Origin of the sequence: Amycolatopsis sacchari, from assembly GCF_900114035.1 — a bacterium.
Classification (GTDB): domain Bacteria; phylum Actinomycetota; class Actinomycetes; order Mycobacteriales; family Pseudonocardiaceae; genus Amycolatopsis_E; species Amycolatopsis_E sacchari.
Window position 1 is genome coordinate 1 of record NZ_FORP01000051.1, and the last position, 16760, is coordinate 16760.

Below are 16760 nucleotides of genomic sequence, written 5' to 3' on the forward strand. Positions count from 1 at the left end.
GAAATCTGGGCACTCCTGCTCACCCACTACAGCATCCGGCACCTGATGACCCGCGCCGCCGACCAGGCTGACCTCGACCCCGATCAACTCTCCTTCACCCGCTCACTCCGCATCATCCGCCGCCAGGTCACCAACCAGGCGGATTTTTCCCCCTCAACGCCGCCGCGCCGCACTTCATGAAACCCTGACAGAAATACTCGAAAAGACCTACCCACCCACCCGGCGACAACGCAGCCACCCCCGCGTAGTCAAACGCGCCAGAGTACTCCACTACAAAACCAAAAAACCCCACCACCACACCACCACATACCCCCAGCCACCACGCATCCGACTCCTCACCCAAACCGCCTAACTTAGCGGTATTGGCCGGCGGGCAGGCTCCAGGATGATGGACCCCAAAGGGATCTCACCTTCTCGAGGTGGTCGAGTTGAGTGATCATCCCGTCGCCTGCGGTTTGTGCATATCACTTTGAGGACCAGCCGCAAGCCTGGCAAGGCAACCGCCGGTCTCGAGAAAGGTTGCGGCTGCCCCTCAAAGTGATCCACCGGTGTCAGGCGACGGGATGATCACCCAACTCTTGGTGGCTCCTACAACTCCAACCCCATGGCCCGCAACAAGGTCTGAAACTTCGCCGAGGTCTCGTCCAGCTCCGCCTTCGGATCCGAAGCCGGGACGATCCCGCCCCCGGCGTACAGCCGCAGGGACCGCTCCGCCACCTCCGCGCACCGGATCGACACCGCCCACTCCCCATCGCCCTCGGAGTTCATCCAGCCGACCGCCCCGGCGTAGTACCCGCGGTCGAACGGCTCCAGTTCGCCCACCAGCTGCCGGGCGGCTTCGGTCGGGGTGCCGCAGATCGCCGGGGTCGGGTGCAGGGCGGCCGCGAGGTGCAGGGCCGTCACGTCCCTGTCCACGAGCTCGCCGGTCACGACCGTGCCGAGGTGCCACATCGTGGGCGTCGACACGAGGGACGGCTCGCGGGGCACGTCCAGGGAACGGCAGAACGGCCGCAGCGTCTCGACGATCGCCTCGGTCAGGACCGCGTGCTCGATGTGGTCCTTCCGCGACGACGCCAGCGTCTCGGCGTTCTCGCGGTCCGTCACCGGGTCCGCCGACCGGGGTGCGGAACCGGCGTGCGGGTGGGAGACCACCTGCCCCCCGACCCGCGACAACAGCAGCTCGGGCGTCGCACCGACGAGGTTGCGGCCGCTCGGCAGGCCCGCCGCGTACGTGTAGGAACCGGCCTTGTCCGCGGCCAGGTTGTGCAGGATCGCCTCGACCGACACACCGCCGTCGAAGTCCACGTCGAGCGCGCGGGCCAGGACGACCTTGCGCAACCCGCCGTCCTTGAGGATCTTGATGGCGCTCGCCACGGCCTCGGCGTGCCGGACCGGCTCGGGCACGGCCCGCACGGCGCTCGGCGCCCCCACGGGCAGCCGGTGCGCGGGCTGGACGGGACCGGCGATCCGCACGGTCTCCGGAAGAACGAGGTGGCCGGGCGCGACCGCCGTGTCGAACGGCAGCACGCCGACAGCCAGGGAGCCCGGCTCCAGCGCGGCCGGGACGGCCTCACTCAGAGCCGTCACATCGGAGTCGGTGAAGGTCCGCTTCGCCCCGCGGCCCAGGATGGTGCGCCGCGAGGTGCCGAAGTAGAAATCGCCGGGCCGGTAGTCCGCGAGCGTGTCCACACCCCCATTGTGGGCGCACTTCGGTGGGCACGTGGCGCGGAGTGCCTCGCGTCACGTGCCCACCGGCACGGCCTTACTTCAGCGCGTCGATGAGCGCTTCGCGCTGGCGCTCGCCGAGCCCGGCCGCGCGGCGGTCCGGGTCGATGCCGGCCTGCTCCAGCAGCGCCGCGACCTTGACGGCGCCGAGCCCGGGGACGGCCTTCAGCAGCTGCGTGACCTTCGTCTTGCCGATGGTCTTGTCCTCCTTGGCCTTCAGCAGCACCTTGTCGATGCTCTGCTGGCCGGACTTGATGGAGGCGAGCAGCTCGGAACGCGCCTTGCGAGCCTCAGCCGCCTTGGCCAGAGCTTCCGCACGCTGCTCCGGGGTCAACGTAGGCAGAGCCAACGTACTTGTCCTTCCTGTATCGGATGTCCGCTCTCGCGGCGACGACCGGGCACCCAGCTTTGTGCTTGCACGAGCAAGCGCTGGCCAGGCCGTCTGGTCCACGGCCTCAGTAAACGCCACCTGGGCCGATGCCGCGAAATCGACACGCGCGGTCTCGCCCGGTCGGGGAGGGGTCACGCGGTTGTGGCGGGCAGCACGATCTACCACATACAGTTCGAGCAACCGCTGTTCACCGTCGAACCGAGCCGCCCGGGAGTAGCCCCATGCTCAGCACGATGCAGGACGGACACCTCTCCATCGGCACCCTGCTGCGCCACGCCAGCACAGTGCACGCCGCGAGCGAAATCGTGACCTGGACCGAATCCGGCGCCCGCCGGCAGACCTTCGCCGACCTGGGCAAACGGTCCGCCCGGCTGGCCAACGCGCTGCGCGGCCTCGGTATCACGGGGGACCAGCGCGTCGGCACCTTCATGTGGAACAACGCGGAGCACATGGCCGCCTACTGCGCGATCCCGGCCATGGGCGCGGTGCTGCACACCCTCAACATCCGGTTGTTCCCGGAGCAGCTGGCGTTCGTCGCCAACCACGCCGAGGACCAGGTCGTGCTCGTCGACGGCACCCTGGTCCCGCTGCTGGCCAAGCAGCTCCCCCAGTTGAAGACCGTCCGTCACGTCATCGTCGCGAACGGTGACGCGTCGACGCTCCAGGCGCCGGACGGCGTCGAGGTGCACTCCTACGACGAACTGCTCGCCGCCCAGCCGGACACCTTCGACTGGCCCGAGGTGGACGAGCGGTCGACGGCCGCGATGTGTTACACGTCGGGCACGACCGGTGACCCGAAGGGTGTCGCGTACTCGCACCGGTCGATCTGGCTGCACTCGATGCAGGTCTGCATGACCGACAGCATGCGGCTGGCCGAGGACGACAAGGCGCTCGCGATCGTGCCGATGTTCCACGCGATGGCGTGGGGCCTGCCGTACGCGGCGCTGATGATCGGCGCGTCGCTCGTGCTGCCGGACCGGTTCCTCCAGCCCGCCCCGATCGCCCAGCTGCTCGCCGCCGAGAAGCCGACCTTCGCCGGTGCCGTGCCGACGATCTGGCAGGGCCTGCTGCAGCACCTCGACGCGAACCCGCAGGACATCTCGCACCTGCGCGAGGTCGTCGTCGGTGGGTCGGCCGCCCCGCCGTCGCTCATGCACGCCTTCCAGGAGCGCTACGACGTCCCCATCCTGCACGCGTGGGGCATGACGGAGACGTCCCCGCTGGGCAGCGTGGCCCGGCCGCCGAAGTCGGCGACGGGCGAGCAGGCCTGGGCCTACCGCTACACCCAGGGCCGCTTCCCGGCCGGCGTCACGGCCCGGCTCATCGGCGACGACGGCCAGGAACTGCCGTGGGACAACGAGTCCGTCGGCGAGCTGGAGGTGCGGGGGCCGTGGGTCGCGGCGTCCTACTACGGCGGCGAGTCGGTGGACCCGGGCAAGTTCCACGACGGCTGGCTGCGCACCGGCGACGTCGGCAAGATCAGCCCGGACGGCTACCTCACGCTCACCGACCGCTCGAAGGACGTCATCAAGTCCGGCGGTGAGTGGATCTCCTCGGTGGACCTGGAGAACGCCGTGATGGGCCACCCGGCGGTGGCCGAGGCCGCGGTGATCGGCGTGCCCGACGAGAAGTGGGACGAGCGCCCGCTGGTCGCGGTCGTCGTGCGCCAGGGCCAGGAGGTGACGGCGGAGGAGCTGCGGGACTTCCTCGCGGACAAGGTCGCGAAGTGGCAGCTGCCCGAGCACTGGACCTTCATCGAGGAGGTCCCGAAGACGAGCGTCGGCAAGTTCGACAAGAAGCGCCTGCGGGCGCTGAACTCCGAGGGCAAGCTGGACGTGAAGCACTTCTGATGGACCACGATCCGACGACTTTCGCGTTTTCGTGATTCCCACATCGCCTCCTGGTCGGGGCAGGCCTCCAGGCTGCCCGACCGGGAGGACCTCCTCGTAAGGCCGCTACCCAAAGGGACCGGTCTCAATACCTTTTCGTTTGCCTGCCCTGTCCGGTGGGCCCGCGGCAGGTGAGACTGGCCGCATGACCGACGAGTACGTGATGGGCCGCAACACAGCGGAGACCGAACGGCTGCGGGTGCAGGGGGCTATCTTCGCCGAGCACAGTGCGCACCTGTTCCGGCTCGCCGGCATCGCGCCGGGAATGCGAGTGCTCGACGTCGGCTGCGGCGCGGGGGACGTGAGCCGGTTGCTCTCCGGGATCGTGGGCCCGGCCGGATCGGTGCTCGGCGTCGATGTCGACGCGGCCGTGCTCGACGTGGCCGCGACCCGCGCGGACGAAGCCGGACTGAGCAACGTGTCGTTCATGCAGGCGGACTTGCGGGAGTTGCGGCTGGACGAGCGCGTCGACGCGCTGGCGGGCCGGCTGATCCTGATGCACCTGCCGGAGCCTGCCGAGACCGTGCGCGCGCTCAGCCACCATGTCCGTCCCGGAGGCATGGTGACCTTCCAGGAGTGCGTCCTTTCCCGGTGCCGGTCGGTGCCACCGACCCCGTTGCTCACCAAGACCGCGCAGTGGGTTTTCGAGGCGGTCCGCAGCGGGGGCGCCGACCCGGACACGGGCGATCGGGTCTCCTCCATCCTCACGGCAGCCGGCCTGCCGGTGCGCGGCATCGCCGCCGCCGGCGCGGGCGGCCTGGCCGATTCGGCGATGCCCGGGTACTTCGCGGCCACGGCGCGCAGCGTCCTGCCGCTGGCGGTCGCACACGGTCTGGTCAGCGAGGCCGAAGCCGCCATCGACGACCTGGAAGGCCGCCTGGCCGAAGAGTTCAGGGCGGCTGAGGCGACGGCCTGGACGGCCGACCTCGTGGCCGCCTGGGCCGAGGTGGCGTAGTCCCCTCGCACCCGCCCGGCATCCGCGAGCCCGGGACGTCTGCGACACGTGCGGCGTCGTGCCGGACATCAGCCTCGACAGTGCGAGCTGTCGTACCCTGACGGGAATGGACGACGAGGGTACGGCGCTGTTCCACAAGACCATGCCGTTCACCGAGCGGCTGGGTGTCGAGGTGCTGGAGCACGGCCGTGAGGTCGTGCGGGCCCGCCTGGCGTGGGAGGAGTCCCTCTGCACGCTGGGCGGTGTCCTGCACGGCGGCGTGCTGATGTCGCTCGCGGACGCGACGGCCGCGGTGTGCGCGTTCCTGAACCTGCCGGACGGCGCGAAGGGCACGACGACCATCGAGTCGAAGACGAACTTCCTGCGCGCCGTGCGGGAGGGGTACGCGACCGCGACCGCCCGCCCGTTGCACACCGGCCGCACGGTGGTCGTCGTGGAAACGGAGATCCGGGACGACGCGGGCAAGCTCGTGGCGAAGGTGACGCAGACGCAGGCAGTACTTTCGTAAGGAAAAGCTTCACCGGAAAGCCGTCCGGCGGGACAATTTCCCGATGACCCGCACCCGCGCCAGTCGCTTGCTCATCGTGCTCGCGATCGCGATTATGACCACGGTGACCGCAGTTCCAGCCGGCGCGGTGCCCGGCCGCGCCGACGAGGCCGTCGACTACCGGGAATGGCACCACCCGCGGGCGCGTCCCGCGGGCACGGCCAGCTTCGACGGCCGCACGTACGAGTACGAGCGGTGGACCTCCCCCGTCCACCGGCCCGGCTTCGGCGCGACGCAGCTCATCGCGTCCTGGAACGCGCAGACCCCGCCGCACACGTGGCTGCAGGTCGAGGCGCAGGGCGAGACGAACGCCGGCGCCGAGACGGCGTGGTACGTGCTGGGCCGCTGGGCGAGCGACGACACGGAGTTCAAGCGCACCAGCGTCGACGGGCAGGACGACGCGAACGCGAAGGTGGACGTCGACACGCTGGTCACCAAACCCGGCGTGACGCTGCGGTCCTACCGCCTGCGGCTCACGCTCTACCGCGAACCCGGCGCCCAGGCGCCGACGGTGCGCTCGCTGGGCGCGATGACGTCGTACGTGCCCGACCGGTTCGAGGTGCCCGTGTCACCGCCGGGCCGCGCGCGGGGTGTCGAACTACCCGTCCCGCCGTATGCGCAGAACCTCCACAAAGGACACTTCCCGGAGTACGGTGGCGGCGGCGAGAACTGGTGCAGCCCCACCGCGACGGAGATGGTCGTCGAGTACTGGGGCCGCCGCCCCAGCGAGGAACAGCTGTCCTGGATCCCCGCCGACTACGTGGACCGCACGGTCGACTACGCGGCCCGCCAGACCTACGACTACTCCTACGAGGGCACCGGCAACTGGCCGTTCAACACCGCCTACGCCGCCGAGTTCGGGCTGCGCGGGCACATCACGCGCCTGCACTCGCTCGCCGAGCTGGAGGGCTACATCGCCCGCGGCATCCCGGTGATCACGTCCCTGTCGTTCCGCGCGGACGAGCTCGACAACGCCGGCTACGGCACGTCGGGGCACATCATGGTCGTCATCGGGTTCACGGAGAACGGCGACGTGATCACCAACGACCCGGCCGCGAACAGCAACGCCAACGTGCGCACGGTGTACAAGCGCGCGCAGTTCGAGACCGTGTGGCAGCGGACGAAGCGCTACACGGCGGACGGTTCCGTGGCGAGCGGTTCCGGTGGCATCGCCTACCTCATCACACCGTGACACGTCGCCACATGCGCATATTTTCTGGCAAGCTGCGGGAGGAGCGAACAGCGAGGAAGGTGGTCGCAGATGCCGCACGAGGTCCAGGGAGTCGTGTCCCGCGCGAAGGGTGAGCCGGTCTCGCTGGAGACGGTCGTCGTACCCGACCCCGGTCCGGGCGAGGCGGTGGTGTCCGTCAAGGCGTGCGGGGTGTGCCACACGGACCTGCACTACCGCGAGGGCGGGATCAACGACGAGTTCCCCTTCCTGCTGGGCCACGAGGCCGCGGGGTTCGTCGAGCAGGTCGGCGAGGGCGTCACGGACCTCGCGCCCGGTGACTACGTGATCCTGAACTGGCGTGCGGTGTGCGGTGTCTGCCGCGCGTGCCGCCGCGGCAAGCCGTGGTACTGCTTCAACACCCACAACGCCGCGCAGGCGATGACGCTGACCGACGGCACGAAGCTCACCCCGGCGCTGGGCATCGGGGCCTTCCTGGAGAAGACGCTCGTGCACGCCGGGCAGTGCACGAAGGTCGACCCGGCCGCCGAACCCGCGGTCGCGGGGCTGCTGGGCTGCGGCGTGATGGCCGGGATCGGCGCGGCGATCAACACCGGCGCGGTCGGGCGCGGGGACACCGTCGCGGTGATCGGGTGCGGTGGTGTCGGGGACGCGGCCATCGCCGGTGCGCACCTCGCGGGCGCGCGGAAGGTCATCGCGATCGACACCGACGACCGGAAACTGGAGTGGGCCAAGGGCTTCGGCGCGACGCACACGCTCAACTCGCGCGGGAAGTCGCAGGACGAAGTGGTCGAGGCGATCCAGGACCTCACCGAGTCGTTCGGCGCGGACGTCGTGATCGACGCCGTGGGCAGGCCGGAGACGTGGAAGCAGGCGTTCTACGGGCGCGACCTGGCGGGCACCGTCGTGCTGGTCGGGGTGCCCACGCCCGACATGCGGCTGGACGACGTGCCGCTCATCGACTTCTTCTCGCGTGGTGGCTCGCTGAAGTCCTCGTGGTACGGCGACTGCCTGCCCTCGCGTGATTTCCCGATGCTGGTGGACCTGTACCTGCAGGGCAGGCTGCCGCTGGACAAGTTCGTGACCGAGCGGATCGCGGTGGACGGTGTGGAGCACGCCTTCGAGCGGATGCACAAGGGAGAGGTCCTGCGGAGCGTCGTCGAGTTCGGCTGACCACCCTCACGGGCGACAGACACCGTGATCGTCTAATATCGCGCGCCTGAAACGTGAAGAGGGCACGGTGACACATGGACGATGACGGTCACACTGCGTTCGGACGGTACCGCCCACTGTCTTCCGAGTCCTCCGGGGGGAATGCACGTTCATCTGCACGCGCATCCAGCCTCGCGCACGCGCGTTCCCGGCAGACCACGACCCGTGTCTCGGACGACGTGCTGCTCGACGCGGCGAGGCAGTGCGTGCTCGCCGTCGGGCTGAAACGGGCGACGCTCGCGGAAATCGCGCGCACGGCGAAGGTCAGCCGGATGACGCTGTACCGGCGGTTCCCGGACGTGCGCAGCGTGCTGTCCGCCCTGATGACCCGGGAGTTCGGTGCGTTGCTGCACCGCGCGAGCGCCGAGGGCGCGGGCGCGCAGACCGCGCGGCAACGGCTCGTGCGCAGCGCGGTCGCGGCAGTGCGCCTGCTCAACGCCGACGACCTGATGCGCACGGTCATCGACGTCGACACGGAACTGCTGCTGCCGTACATGGTGGACCGGCTCGGCGGCACGCAGCGCGTCGGCGAGCAGGTCGTGCGCGAGCACCTCGAAGCCGGCCGGGCGGACGGGTCCATCCGGGACGGCGACCTGCCTGCGCAGGCACGGGTCGTGATGCTAGTGGTCCAGACCTTTGTCCTGTCATTGCGGGCGGCGACGCGGGACCTGGACCCGAAGGCGGTGCTGAACGAGATGGCGAACCACCTGGACGCCGCGCTGCGCCCCTGAAGCACGGGACGGCGATCCGGAAAAACTGCTTGCCGTCCCGTTGGGTTTTTGCAACAGTATGTTGCATGAGTCCGGTGAGACGGGGCAAAGAGCTGCCGATCTACAACCGGCTCCAGGTGCTGCGGGCGGAGCGCGGGATGAGCCGCGCCGCGCTCGCGGAGGCCGTCGAGGTGAACCCGCAGACGATCGGCGCGCTGGAACGGGGGGACCACTACCCGAGCCTCGACCTCGCGCTGCGCATCTGCGACGTGTTCGGCCTGCCGGTCGAAGCGGTGTTCAACCGGCAGCCGTTCCCGCCACTGTCCACACAGGTCTACCGCAAGGGGGAGGGATGACCGTGGTGTTCGCCAGGAGCAGGGAGGCGTTCTACGCGCACCTCGAAGAACGCGAACGCCGACGCGCACGGCGATTACCGGGCTGGCGCACGAGGAAGCACCGGCGAGCGCTGGCGGTGATGCTCGTCGTCAGCGGTTCGGCGATGGTCGCGATCGCGGCGCTCTGGCGGCGCGACCTCGTTTTCACCGGCTTGTGGTGCCTTGGTTACCTGGTGTGGCTGGTCGCGTTCGTGTTGCTGCGCATCCTGACCGGCAAGATGTCCAGCTCGTTTTCGGCCCTGCTCGACGAGCGCGAGCGGGAATGGCGCCACCGCGTCACTTACGTCGGCTACCAGGTGCTGGTCGTGTTGATGATCGCGGCGGTGTGCTACCTCATCGCGATCACCGGCCGGCCCGACGCCGCCTCGCGCGGCGGCTTCATGCTGGCGGCACTGCTGCTGCTCGGCACGTCCGTGCCCACCGTCCTGCTCGGCTGGACGCTCCCCGACGACGTCACGGAGGATTGATTCCCTTGCCCGACCTGGAACTCGACCAGGTGGCCAAACGCTACGGCGACACGGTCGCGCTCGCCGGCGTCTCGTTCGACGTGCGCGCCGGCGAGCTGTTCGGCTTCGTCGGCAGCAACGGCGCCGGGAAGACCACGGCGATGCGCATCGCGCTCGGCGTGCTCGCCGCCGACTCCGGCGAGGTCCGCTTCGGCGGCGAGCCGATCACCGCGCGGATGCGCACCAGGATCGGCTACATGCCGGAGGAACGCGGGCTGTACCCGAAGATGAAGGTGCTCGACCAGCTCGTGTACCTCGCCGAACTGCACGGGCTCAGCACGAGCGAAGCCCACCGCAGCGCGGAAAACTGGATCAGCAGGCTCGGCCTCGGCGAACGGCGTCTCGACGAGGTGCAGAAGCTCAGCCTCGGCAACCAGCAACGCGTCCAGCTGGCGGCCGCCCTGGTGCACGACCCCGCGGTGCTCGTGCTCGACGAGCCGTTCTCGGGCCTGGACCCGATCGCGGTGGACGTGATGAGCGCGGTGCTCAAGGAAAAGGCCGCGAGCGGCGTGCCGGTCGTGTTCTCCAGCCACCAGCTCGATCTCGTCGAGCGGCTCTGCGACCGCATCGGGATCATCCGAAGTGGACGGATGGTGGCGACCGGCAGCGTGGACGAGCTGACCGCGAACGCGGCTTCGCGGCTCGTCGTGCGGGCTCCCGGGGCGGAGCCGGGCTGGGCCGTGGACCTCGACGGTGTGCGGGTGCTGTCCGACGAGCCGGGGAAGACCGTGCTGGAACTGGAGCCGGGCACCGACGACCAGCCCGTGCTCAACGCCGCGCTCGCGACCGGCCCGGTGCACGAGTTCCACCACGAGCGCCCGTCGCTGACCGAGTTGTTCCGGACCACCGTTTCGGGGGGAGACCGATGACCGCGCCCAGCGCGTTGCCACCGTTGAAGGCCGTGGGACTGGTCGCCCGGCGCGAGCTGAACACCCGGCTCCGCGCCCGGTCGTTCTACGTCGGGACGCTCGTCATCCTGCTCGTCCTCGGCGGCTACCTGCTGCTGCAGGCGACGCTGATCGGCAACGCGAGCAAGTCGACCGTGGGCCTCACCGGCCAGGCGACCGGGATAGCGCAGCAGCTGACGGCGGCCGCGGCGCAGACCGGCCAGGAGGTCCAGACCAGGACGGTGCCGGATCTCGAGCAGGGCAAGGCGGAGGTCCGCAACGGGGACCTCGACGTGCTCGTCTCCGGGAACGCCGCCGCGCTGCAGGTGTTCGTCAAGTCCGATTTGGACTCACAGCTGCAGGCGGTGCTGAACGGGATCGCGCGGCAGCAGGTGCTCGACGCGAAGCTCGTGGAGGCCGACCTGGACCCGGCGCAGGTGATGCGTGAGGTCGACTCGGCGAAGGTGACGCTCAACCCGCTCGAACCGCCGGACCCCGAGCGCGGGCAGCGGCTGGCGATCGGCCTGATCACGGTGTTCCTGTTGTTCTTCGGCATCCAGACCTACGGGGCGTTCGTGGCGCAGGGCGTGATCGAGGAGAAGGCCAGCAGGGTCGTGGAGATCCTGCTGTCGACCGTGCGGCCGTGGCAGCTGATGCTCGGCAAGGTGCTCGGCCTGGGGCTCGTCGGGCTGGTGCAGATCGTGATACTCGCGGCGGTCGGGCTCGCGATGGCGGGCGGCACGGGCGTGCTGACGCTGTCCGGCGTGGCGACCGGTACCGCGGCGTGGGGCGTGGTCTGGTACGTCGTCGGGTTCTTCCTCTACGCCACGGTGTACGCGGCGGCGGGCTCGCTCGTGTCGCGCCAGGAGGACGCGGCTTCGGTGATCACGCCGGTGACGATGGTGCTCACGCTCGGGTTCGTCGTCGGGTTCAACGTGCTGCTGCAGAGCCCGGACGGCGCGCTGGGGCGGGTGCTGTCGCTGGTCCCGCTGTTCTCGCCGATCCTGATGCCGGGCCGGATGGCGGCCGGTTCCGCGCCGGGCTGGGAGGTCGGGCTGTCGCTCGTGCTCACGGTCGCGCTGGGCGCGCTGCTGACCTGGCTGGGCAGCCGCGTCTACCGCAACGCCGTGCTGCACACGGGCAGCAGGCTCAAGCTGATGACCGCGCTGCGCGGCTGACACCTCGGGCTCCGGTGCCTGTTCCGGCTGCCGGGCTCGCCACGCCCGGTCCGGCGAGCGAGGCCACTGCCGGTGCGGCCTACGCCGTCGGGCTGAACCCGCCCGCCGACACGAGCGTCGAGGTCGTGCCGCTGGTCAGCCCGGCTCGCGGCGATGGTGCTCGGCTCATCGGGCGCCGCAAGGTCCCCGCACTTGGCCTGGCGGCTGATCGACTCCGGCGGGGTGGTCGACGACCCGGCCACCCCGCTCAACCGTCCCGCACGCACTCGTCCGTCCACTTCGGTCGGCAAGCCCGGCGACGAAAAAAGGCGCCTCCCCGGTGGGGAAGGCGCCCGATTTCGGCTCTACTCAGCGCTCGGAGATGCGGACGTAGTCCCGCTCCTTCTCGCCGGTGTAGATCTGGCGCGGCCGGCCGATCTTGGTGGCCGGGTCGTTGATCATCTCGCGCCAGTGCGCGATCCAGCCGGGCAGCCGGCCGAGCGCGAACAGGACGGTGAAGAACTTCGTCGGGAAGCCGAGCGCCCGGTAGATCAGACCGGTGTAGAAGTCGACGTTCGGGTACAGCTTCCGCTCGACGAAGTAGTCGTCCGACAGCGCGGTCTCTTCGAGCGTCTTCGCGATGTCCAGCAGCTGGTCGTTGACGCCCAGCTTGTTCAGGATCTGGTCCGCCGTCGCCTTGATGATCTTCGCGCGCGGGTCGTAGTTCTTGTAGACCCGGTGCCCGAAGCCCATCAGGCGGACACCCTTCTCCTTGTTCTTCACGCGGTTGACGAAGTTCGACACGTCGCCACCGTCGGCCTTGATGCCCTCCAGCATCTCCAGCACCGCGCTGTTCGCGCCGCCGTGCAGCGGGCCGAACAGGGCGTTGATACCGGCCGAGATGCTCGCGAACAGGTTCGCCTCGGACGAGCCGACCAGGCGGACCGTCGAGGTCGAGCAGTTCTGCTCGTGGTCGGCGTGCAGGATGAACAGCAGGTCGAGCGCCTTGGCGACGTCGGGGTCGACCTCGTACGGCTCGGCCGGCAGCCCGAAGGTCATCCGGAGGAAGTTCTCCACCAGGCCGAGCGAGTTGTCCGGGTACAGGAACGGCTGGCCGATCGACTTCTTGTACGCGTAGGCGGCCAGCGTCGGCACCTTGGCGAGCAGGCGCACGGTGGACAGCTCGACGTTCGGTTCGTCGAACGGGTTGAGCGAGTCCTGGTAGAAGGTGGACAGCGCGGACACCGCGCTGGAGAGCACCGGCATCGGGTGCGCGTCACGCGGGAAGCCGTCGAAGAACCGCTTCAGGTCCTCGTGCAGCAGGGTGTGCCGGTTGATCTTCTGCGTGAAGTCCTCGAGCTGGGCCTGGGTGGGCAGCTCGCCGTAGATCAGCAGGTACGAGACCTCGATGAAGGTCGAGTTCTCGGCCAGCTGCTCGATCGGGTAGCCGCGGTAGCGCAGGATGCCCGCGTCACCGTCGATGTAGGTGATGGCCGAGGAGGTGGACCCGGTGTTGACGAAGCCGGGGTCGTAGGTGATGTACCCCGTCTGCGCCAGCAGCTTCCCCAGTTCGATACCGGGAGCGCCCTCGACGGCGTTGACTACCTTGAGTTCGTGCTCGCCGGTCGGCAGGCGCAGCGATACCGTGCTGCCGCCGGACGCCGCAGTCGCGTCGGACATGCAAGTCCCTCTCACGGTCACACGGGTCGGCGGCGCCTGCAGGTCGCACAGGCGGCCATTTGTTCGTGCGTGACCGCTTGGGGGTCTCGCCGCACACCGCCCCGCTGGGGTATGAATTCACCTCTTACGCTAGTCGAATCACGGGGTTTCGCGCAGCCATTGTGTTACCCAGAGCAAACCGTTGGGATCAGATTCACACCATTTCCGCGGCCGTCGGGGGTTCCGCCCCGCTCCGGGACACGGTGATCGCCGCGGCGCGGGCCGCGTAGCCCAGCGCGGCCTCCCAGTCGGCGGCGTCGAGCTGCGTGACCGCGCCCACACCCCGCTCGTGCAGCCACGCCAGCAGCGCGCCCTGCACGGTGTCGCCGGCACCGATCGTGTCGACCAGCCGGGCGGGCGCGGAGGGCACGAAAACCTCGTGCGCGGCGGTGTGCACCGCGATTCCGTCGGCACCCTGCGTGAGCACGACCGCGTCCACGCCGGCGTCGAGCCAGCCCTTCGCGGCGGTGATCGGGTCGGCACCCCCGGCGAGCCACGCGGCGTCCTCCACGGAGAGCTTCAGCAGCCGCACGTCGGGCAGCCACGAGAGGAACCGCTCGCGGTACGCGTCGGCGTCGGGGATGAGCGCCGCGCGGATGTTCGGGTCGAGCGCGGTGAGCACGCCCCGCGCCGACTCGCGGCGCAGGAGCGTTTCGTACGTCGTCGCGCCGGGCTCCAGCACCATGCCGAGGGTGCCCACGCACAGGATGCGGACCTCGGCGGACAGCGGTCCGGGGTCGGCCACGAGCCGGTCGGCGGTGCCCTCGGTGTAGAAGGTGTAGCTGGCGGAGCCGTGCTCGTCGAGCGCGACGACCGCCAGCGTGGTGGGCTCCGGCCCGTCCTGCACCATCGATATATCGACATACGAGTCGGTGAGGCGCTGCCGGAGCGCCTGGCCGAACCGGTCGGCCGAGATGCGGGACAGGAAGGCTGTCGGCGCCCCCAGCCGCGCGGCGGCGAGCGCCACGTTGTACGGGCCGCCGCCGAGCCTCGGCTCCAGCGCGGTCAGCCCACCGTCCACTTCGGAATTCCCCGGCACCAGGTCGACCAGCGCCTCGCCACCCACCACGATCACACGGGCATGCTAACCCGGGAACCGGCAGGCCGAGCCGGATCTGTCCCTTCCTGTCATCCCCGGGACGCCAGGCCCCCGAGCAGCAGCTCGGACAGCGCCGTGAAGGCCTCGGCGTCGGAGACGCCCGTGCGCGAGCCGACGACGCCCGTCTGGATGGCCTCGACGAGCACGGCCGCCATCTCCGCGATGAGCGTGGCGTGCACGTCGCGGAACACCCCGTCCTCGACGCCGCGGGCGATGAAGCTGCGGATCCGCGCGGCGGCGGCGCGGCTGTTCATCTCGTAGGCCGCCCGCGCGGGCGCGAAGTCGTTGATGTCCCGCATGAAGGCGGGCGACGCGCGGTGCAGGTACTCGGAGATGCCGGCGAGGTAGCTGCCGATGATCTCGCGCGCGTCGGTCAGGTCCGCGATCCGGGTCTCCAGCACGTCCGCCGCGCCCTTGAAGAAGTGGGCCACGACGCGGACGGCGAGCTGCTCCTTGCTGGGCGCGAGCGCGTAGAGGGTGGACTTCGAGCAGTGCATCTTCGCCGCGAGGTCGTCGAGCGTGAACTGGACGAACCCCTCGGCCAGGAACAACTCCTCCAGCTCGGCGAGCAGGGCACGCTGCCGGGCCGTCAGCTGACGGCTCCCCGGAGGACGCAGCGGAACGCGGTCTGCCATTCGGACACCGTATGTGCTGTACTGTACTTGGTTATAGAGTACTGCTTTGCGTACACGTCGTGGAGGCCGTCATGCCCGTCGAGCGGCTGTTGCCGGATCAGGAGTCGCGGGACCTGCTCGCGCTGGCCACCGAGCTGGCGCGTGAGGAGCTGAAGCCGCGGGCCGCGGAGTACGAGGAGGCGGCGCGGTTCCCGCGGGAGCAGTTCCGCACGCTCGGCAAGGCGGGCCTGCTGGGGCTGCCGTACTCCGAGCGCTGGTGCGGCGGCGAGGTGCCGTACGAGGTGTACCTGCAGGTGCTCGAAGAGATCGCGGCCGCGTGGATGTCGGTCGGCGTGGGGCTGTCGGTGCACACGATGTCGTGCTTCGCGCTCGCGCACCACGGCACGGATGAGCAGCGGGACCGGTGGCTGCCGTCGATGCTGGAGGGCGAGCTGCTGGGGGCGTACGCGCTGTCGGAGTCGCACGCCGGTTCCGACGCCGGGGCGCTGTCGACGCGGGCGCGGCTGGACGGCGACGTTTACGTCGTCAACGGCACCAAGGCGTGGATCACGCACGGCGGCGAGGCGGACTTCTACACGACGATGGTCCGCACCGGGGACGACGCGATCTCGTGCCTGCTGGTGGACTCCTCGACGCCGGGACTCACCGCGGCGCCTCCCGAGCGGAAAATGGGCCTCACCGGGTCCACCACCGCACAGATGATCTTCTCCGACGCCCGGGTTGACGCGGACCGGTTGATCGGCCAGGAAGGCGCGGGTCTGCGGATCGCTCTGTCCTCTTTGGACTCAGGACGCCTCGGTATCGCCGCGTGCGCGGTGGGTCTGGCACAGGCGGCCCTCGACGAGGCGGTGGCGTACGCGAAGGGCCGCAGCCAGTTCGGCAAGCTGATCATCGAGTTCCAGGGGCTGGAGTTCCTGCTGGCCGACATGGCGGCAGCGGTCGACTCGGCCCGCGCCACGTATCTGGACGCCGCCCGCCGCCGCGACCGGGGCATGTCGTTCCGCCGCCAGGCCTCGATCGCGAAGCTCGTGGCGACCGACACCGCGATGAAGGTGACCACGGACGCCGTGCAGGTGCTGGGCGGTGCGGGGTACACGCGTGACTTCCCGGTCGAGCGGTACATGCGCGAGGCCAAGGTCCCCCAGATCTTCGAGGGGACGAACCAGATCCAGCGGATGGTCATCGCGCGGGAGTTGCGACTCTGACGCAAGCCTAAGAGTTGGGTGATCATCCCGTCGCCTGATACCGGTGGATCACTTTGAGGGGCAGCCGCAACCTTTCTGCTCGCTTGCGCTTGCCTTGCCAGGCTTGCGGCTGGTCCTCAAAGTGATATGCACAAACCGCAGGCGACGGGATGATCACTCAACTCGACCACCTCGAGAAGGTGAGATCCCTTTGGGGTCCATCATCCTGGAGCCTGCCCGCCGGCCCAATACCGCTAAGTTTAGGCGAGTTTCCGCAGCTCAGAGGCGTTTGGAGGCGTCGCCCACAGAGCGGTCACACCCCGACAGAACAGTTGCCTCAATTGAAGATTCCCCTCAACCGCAACGGCGACTGTCTCAAGTGGAGAACCGCCTAACCGGCGGGAACGACTGAACAGAGCCTCCGGTAACGCCCTGACCAGGTAAAACGTACTAACTTAGCGGTATTGCCCGCCGGCCAATACCGCTAAGTTAGGCGGGGGTTGGGGTCTGACACGCGTGGCGGGGCTCCTGTGGTGGCGGGGTTTTCTCTCTACCATGTG

General features: G+C 69.4%; 16 protein-coding genes and 1 pseudogene. 12 read left to right on the plus strand and 5 right to left on the minus strand.

Features of this window, described 5'->3' with window-relative positions; translation table 11 throughout:
• Positions 1–180: pseudogene (locus BMZ92_RS36220) on the plus strand (hypothetical protein); the annotation flags it as partial.
• A gap of 408 nt (positions 181–588) precedes the next feature.
• Here the strand turns inward: BMZ92_RS36220 and BMZ92_RS36225 are convergent.
• Both BMZ92_RS36225 and mihF read right to left on the minus strand, forming a co-directional pair.
• A complete protein-coding gene (locus tag BMZ92_RS36225) occupies positions 589–1689 on the minus strand; it encodes an isochorismate synthase (RefSeq protein WP_091517207.1) in 1101 nt (366 codons plus the stop codon).
• Positions 1690–1762: 73 nt separating this feature from the next.
• Positions 1763–2074 (minus strand): integration host factor, actinobacterial type, encoded by a 312-nt coding sequence (gene mihF, locus BMZ92_RS36230; protein ID WP_091517208.1) that lies wholly within the window; start codon positions 2072–2074, stop codon positions 1763–1765.
• A 263-nt stretch (positions 2075–2337) separates the two neighbouring features.
• Here mihF and BMZ92_RS36235 point away from each other — a divergent pair, with 263 nt between their 5' ends.
• The 10 genes from BMZ92_RS36235 to BMZ92_RS36280 all read left to right on the plus strand — a co-directional run bounded on the left by BMZ92_RS36235 (position 2338) and on the right by BMZ92_RS36280 (position 11584).
• Positions 2338–3966: a long-chain fatty acid--CoA ligase gene (locus tag BMZ92_RS36235; protein ID WP_091517209.1), complete on the plus strand. Its 1629-nt coding sequence runs from the start codon at positions 2338–2340 to the stop codon at positions 3964–3966.
• A 184-nt stretch (positions 3967–4150) separates the two neighbouring features.
• Entirely contained in the window at positions 4151–4960 is an 810-nt protein-coding gene (locus BMZ92_RS36240; RefSeq protein ID WP_091517210.1) for a class I SAM-dependent methyltransferase, read from the plus strand.
• 106 nt (positions 4961–5066) lie between these two features.
• Positions 5067–5468, plus strand: coding sequence for a PaaI family thioesterase (locus BMZ92_RS36245; protein ID WP_091517211.1), 402 nt, complete (start codon positions 5067–5069; stop codon positions 5466–5468).
• Between the two features lie 43 nt (positions 5469–5511).
• Positions 5512–6699, plus strand: a complete 1188-nt coding sequence (locus BMZ92_RS36250) for a C39 family peptidase (protein WP_091517212.1) — start codon at positions 5512–5514, stop codon at positions 6697–6699.
• Positions 6700–6768: 69 nt separating this feature from the next.
• Complete coding sequence (locus BMZ92_RS36255) at positions 6769–7869, plus strand: S-(hydroxymethyl)mycothiol dehydrogenase (RefSeq protein ID WP_091517213.1); 1101 nt, start codon at positions 6769–6771, stop codon at positions 7867–7869.
• A gap of 218 nt (positions 7870–8087) precedes the next feature.
• Complete coding sequence (locus BMZ92_RS36260) at positions 8088–8639, plus strand: TetR/AcrR family transcriptional regulator (RefSeq protein WP_245783455.1); 552 nt, start codon at positions 8088–8090, stop codon at positions 8637–8639.
• 65 nt (positions 8640–8704) lie between these two features.
• Positions 8705–8974, plus strand: a complete 270-nt coding sequence (locus BMZ92_RS36265; protein WP_091517215.1) for a helix-turn-helix transcriptional regulator — start codon at positions 8705–8707, stop codon at positions 8972–8974.
• Positions 8971–9480: a hypothetical protein gene (locus BMZ92_RS36270; RefSeq protein ID WP_091517216.1), complete on the plus strand. Its 510-nt coding sequence runs from the start codon at positions 8971–8973 to the stop codon at positions 9478–9480. Before BMZ92_RS36265 ends, BMZ92_RS36270 begins: the two co-directional genes overlap by 4 nt.
• Positions 9480–10388 carry an ABC transporter ATP-binding protein gene (locus tag BMZ92_RS36275; RefSeq protein WP_091517222.1) on the plus strand — a complete coding sequence of 303 codons (909 nt, stop codon included), beginning with the start codon at positions 9480–9482 and terminating at the stop codon, positions 10386–10388. Before BMZ92_RS36270 ends, BMZ92_RS36275 begins: the two co-directional genes overlap by 1 nt.
• Positions 10385–11584 (plus strand): ABC transporter permease, encoded by a 1200-nt coding sequence (locus tag BMZ92_RS36280; protein WP_091517217.1) that lies wholly within the window; start codon positions 10385–10387, stop codon positions 11582–11584. The genes BMZ92_RS36275 and BMZ92_RS36280 overlap by 4 nt, the downstream gene beginning before the upstream one ends.
• Positions 11585–11932: 348 nt before the next feature.
• Here BMZ92_RS36280 and BMZ92_RS36285 read toward each other — a convergent pair whose 3' ends face one another.
• The 3 genes from BMZ92_RS36285 to BMZ92_RS36295 all read right to left on the minus strand — a co-directional run bounded on the left by BMZ92_RS36285 (position 11933) and on the right by BMZ92_RS36295 (position 15016).
• Positions 11933–13243, minus strand: coding sequence for a citrate synthase (locus BMZ92_RS36285; protein WP_091517218.1), 1311 nt, complete (start codon positions 13241–13243; stop codon positions 11933–11935).
• 193 nt (positions 13244–13436) lie between these two features.
• A complete protein-coding gene (locus BMZ92_RS36290) occupies positions 13437–14357 on the minus strand; it encodes a carbohydrate kinase family protein (protein WP_091517219.1) in 921 nt (306 codons plus the stop codon).
• A gap of 53 nt (positions 14358–14410) precedes the next feature.
• The gene (locus BMZ92_RS36295; protein ID WP_091517220.1) at positions 14411–15016 is read right to left on the minus strand and encodes a TetR/AcrR family transcriptional regulator; all 606 of its coding nucleotides are present in this window, start codon (positions 15014–15016) and stop codon (positions 14411–14413) included.
• A 71-nt stretch (positions 15017–15087) separates the two neighbouring features.
• Between BMZ92_RS36295 and BMZ92_RS36300 the strand changes: the two genes are divergently transcribed.
• The gene (locus tag BMZ92_RS36300) at positions 15088–16221 is read left to right on the plus strand and encodes an acyl-CoA dehydrogenase family protein (protein WP_091517221.1); all 1134 of its coding nucleotides are present in this window, start codon (positions 15088–15090) and stop codon (positions 16219–16221) included.
• The last annotated feature ends 539 nt before the right edge of the window (positions 16222–16760 follow it).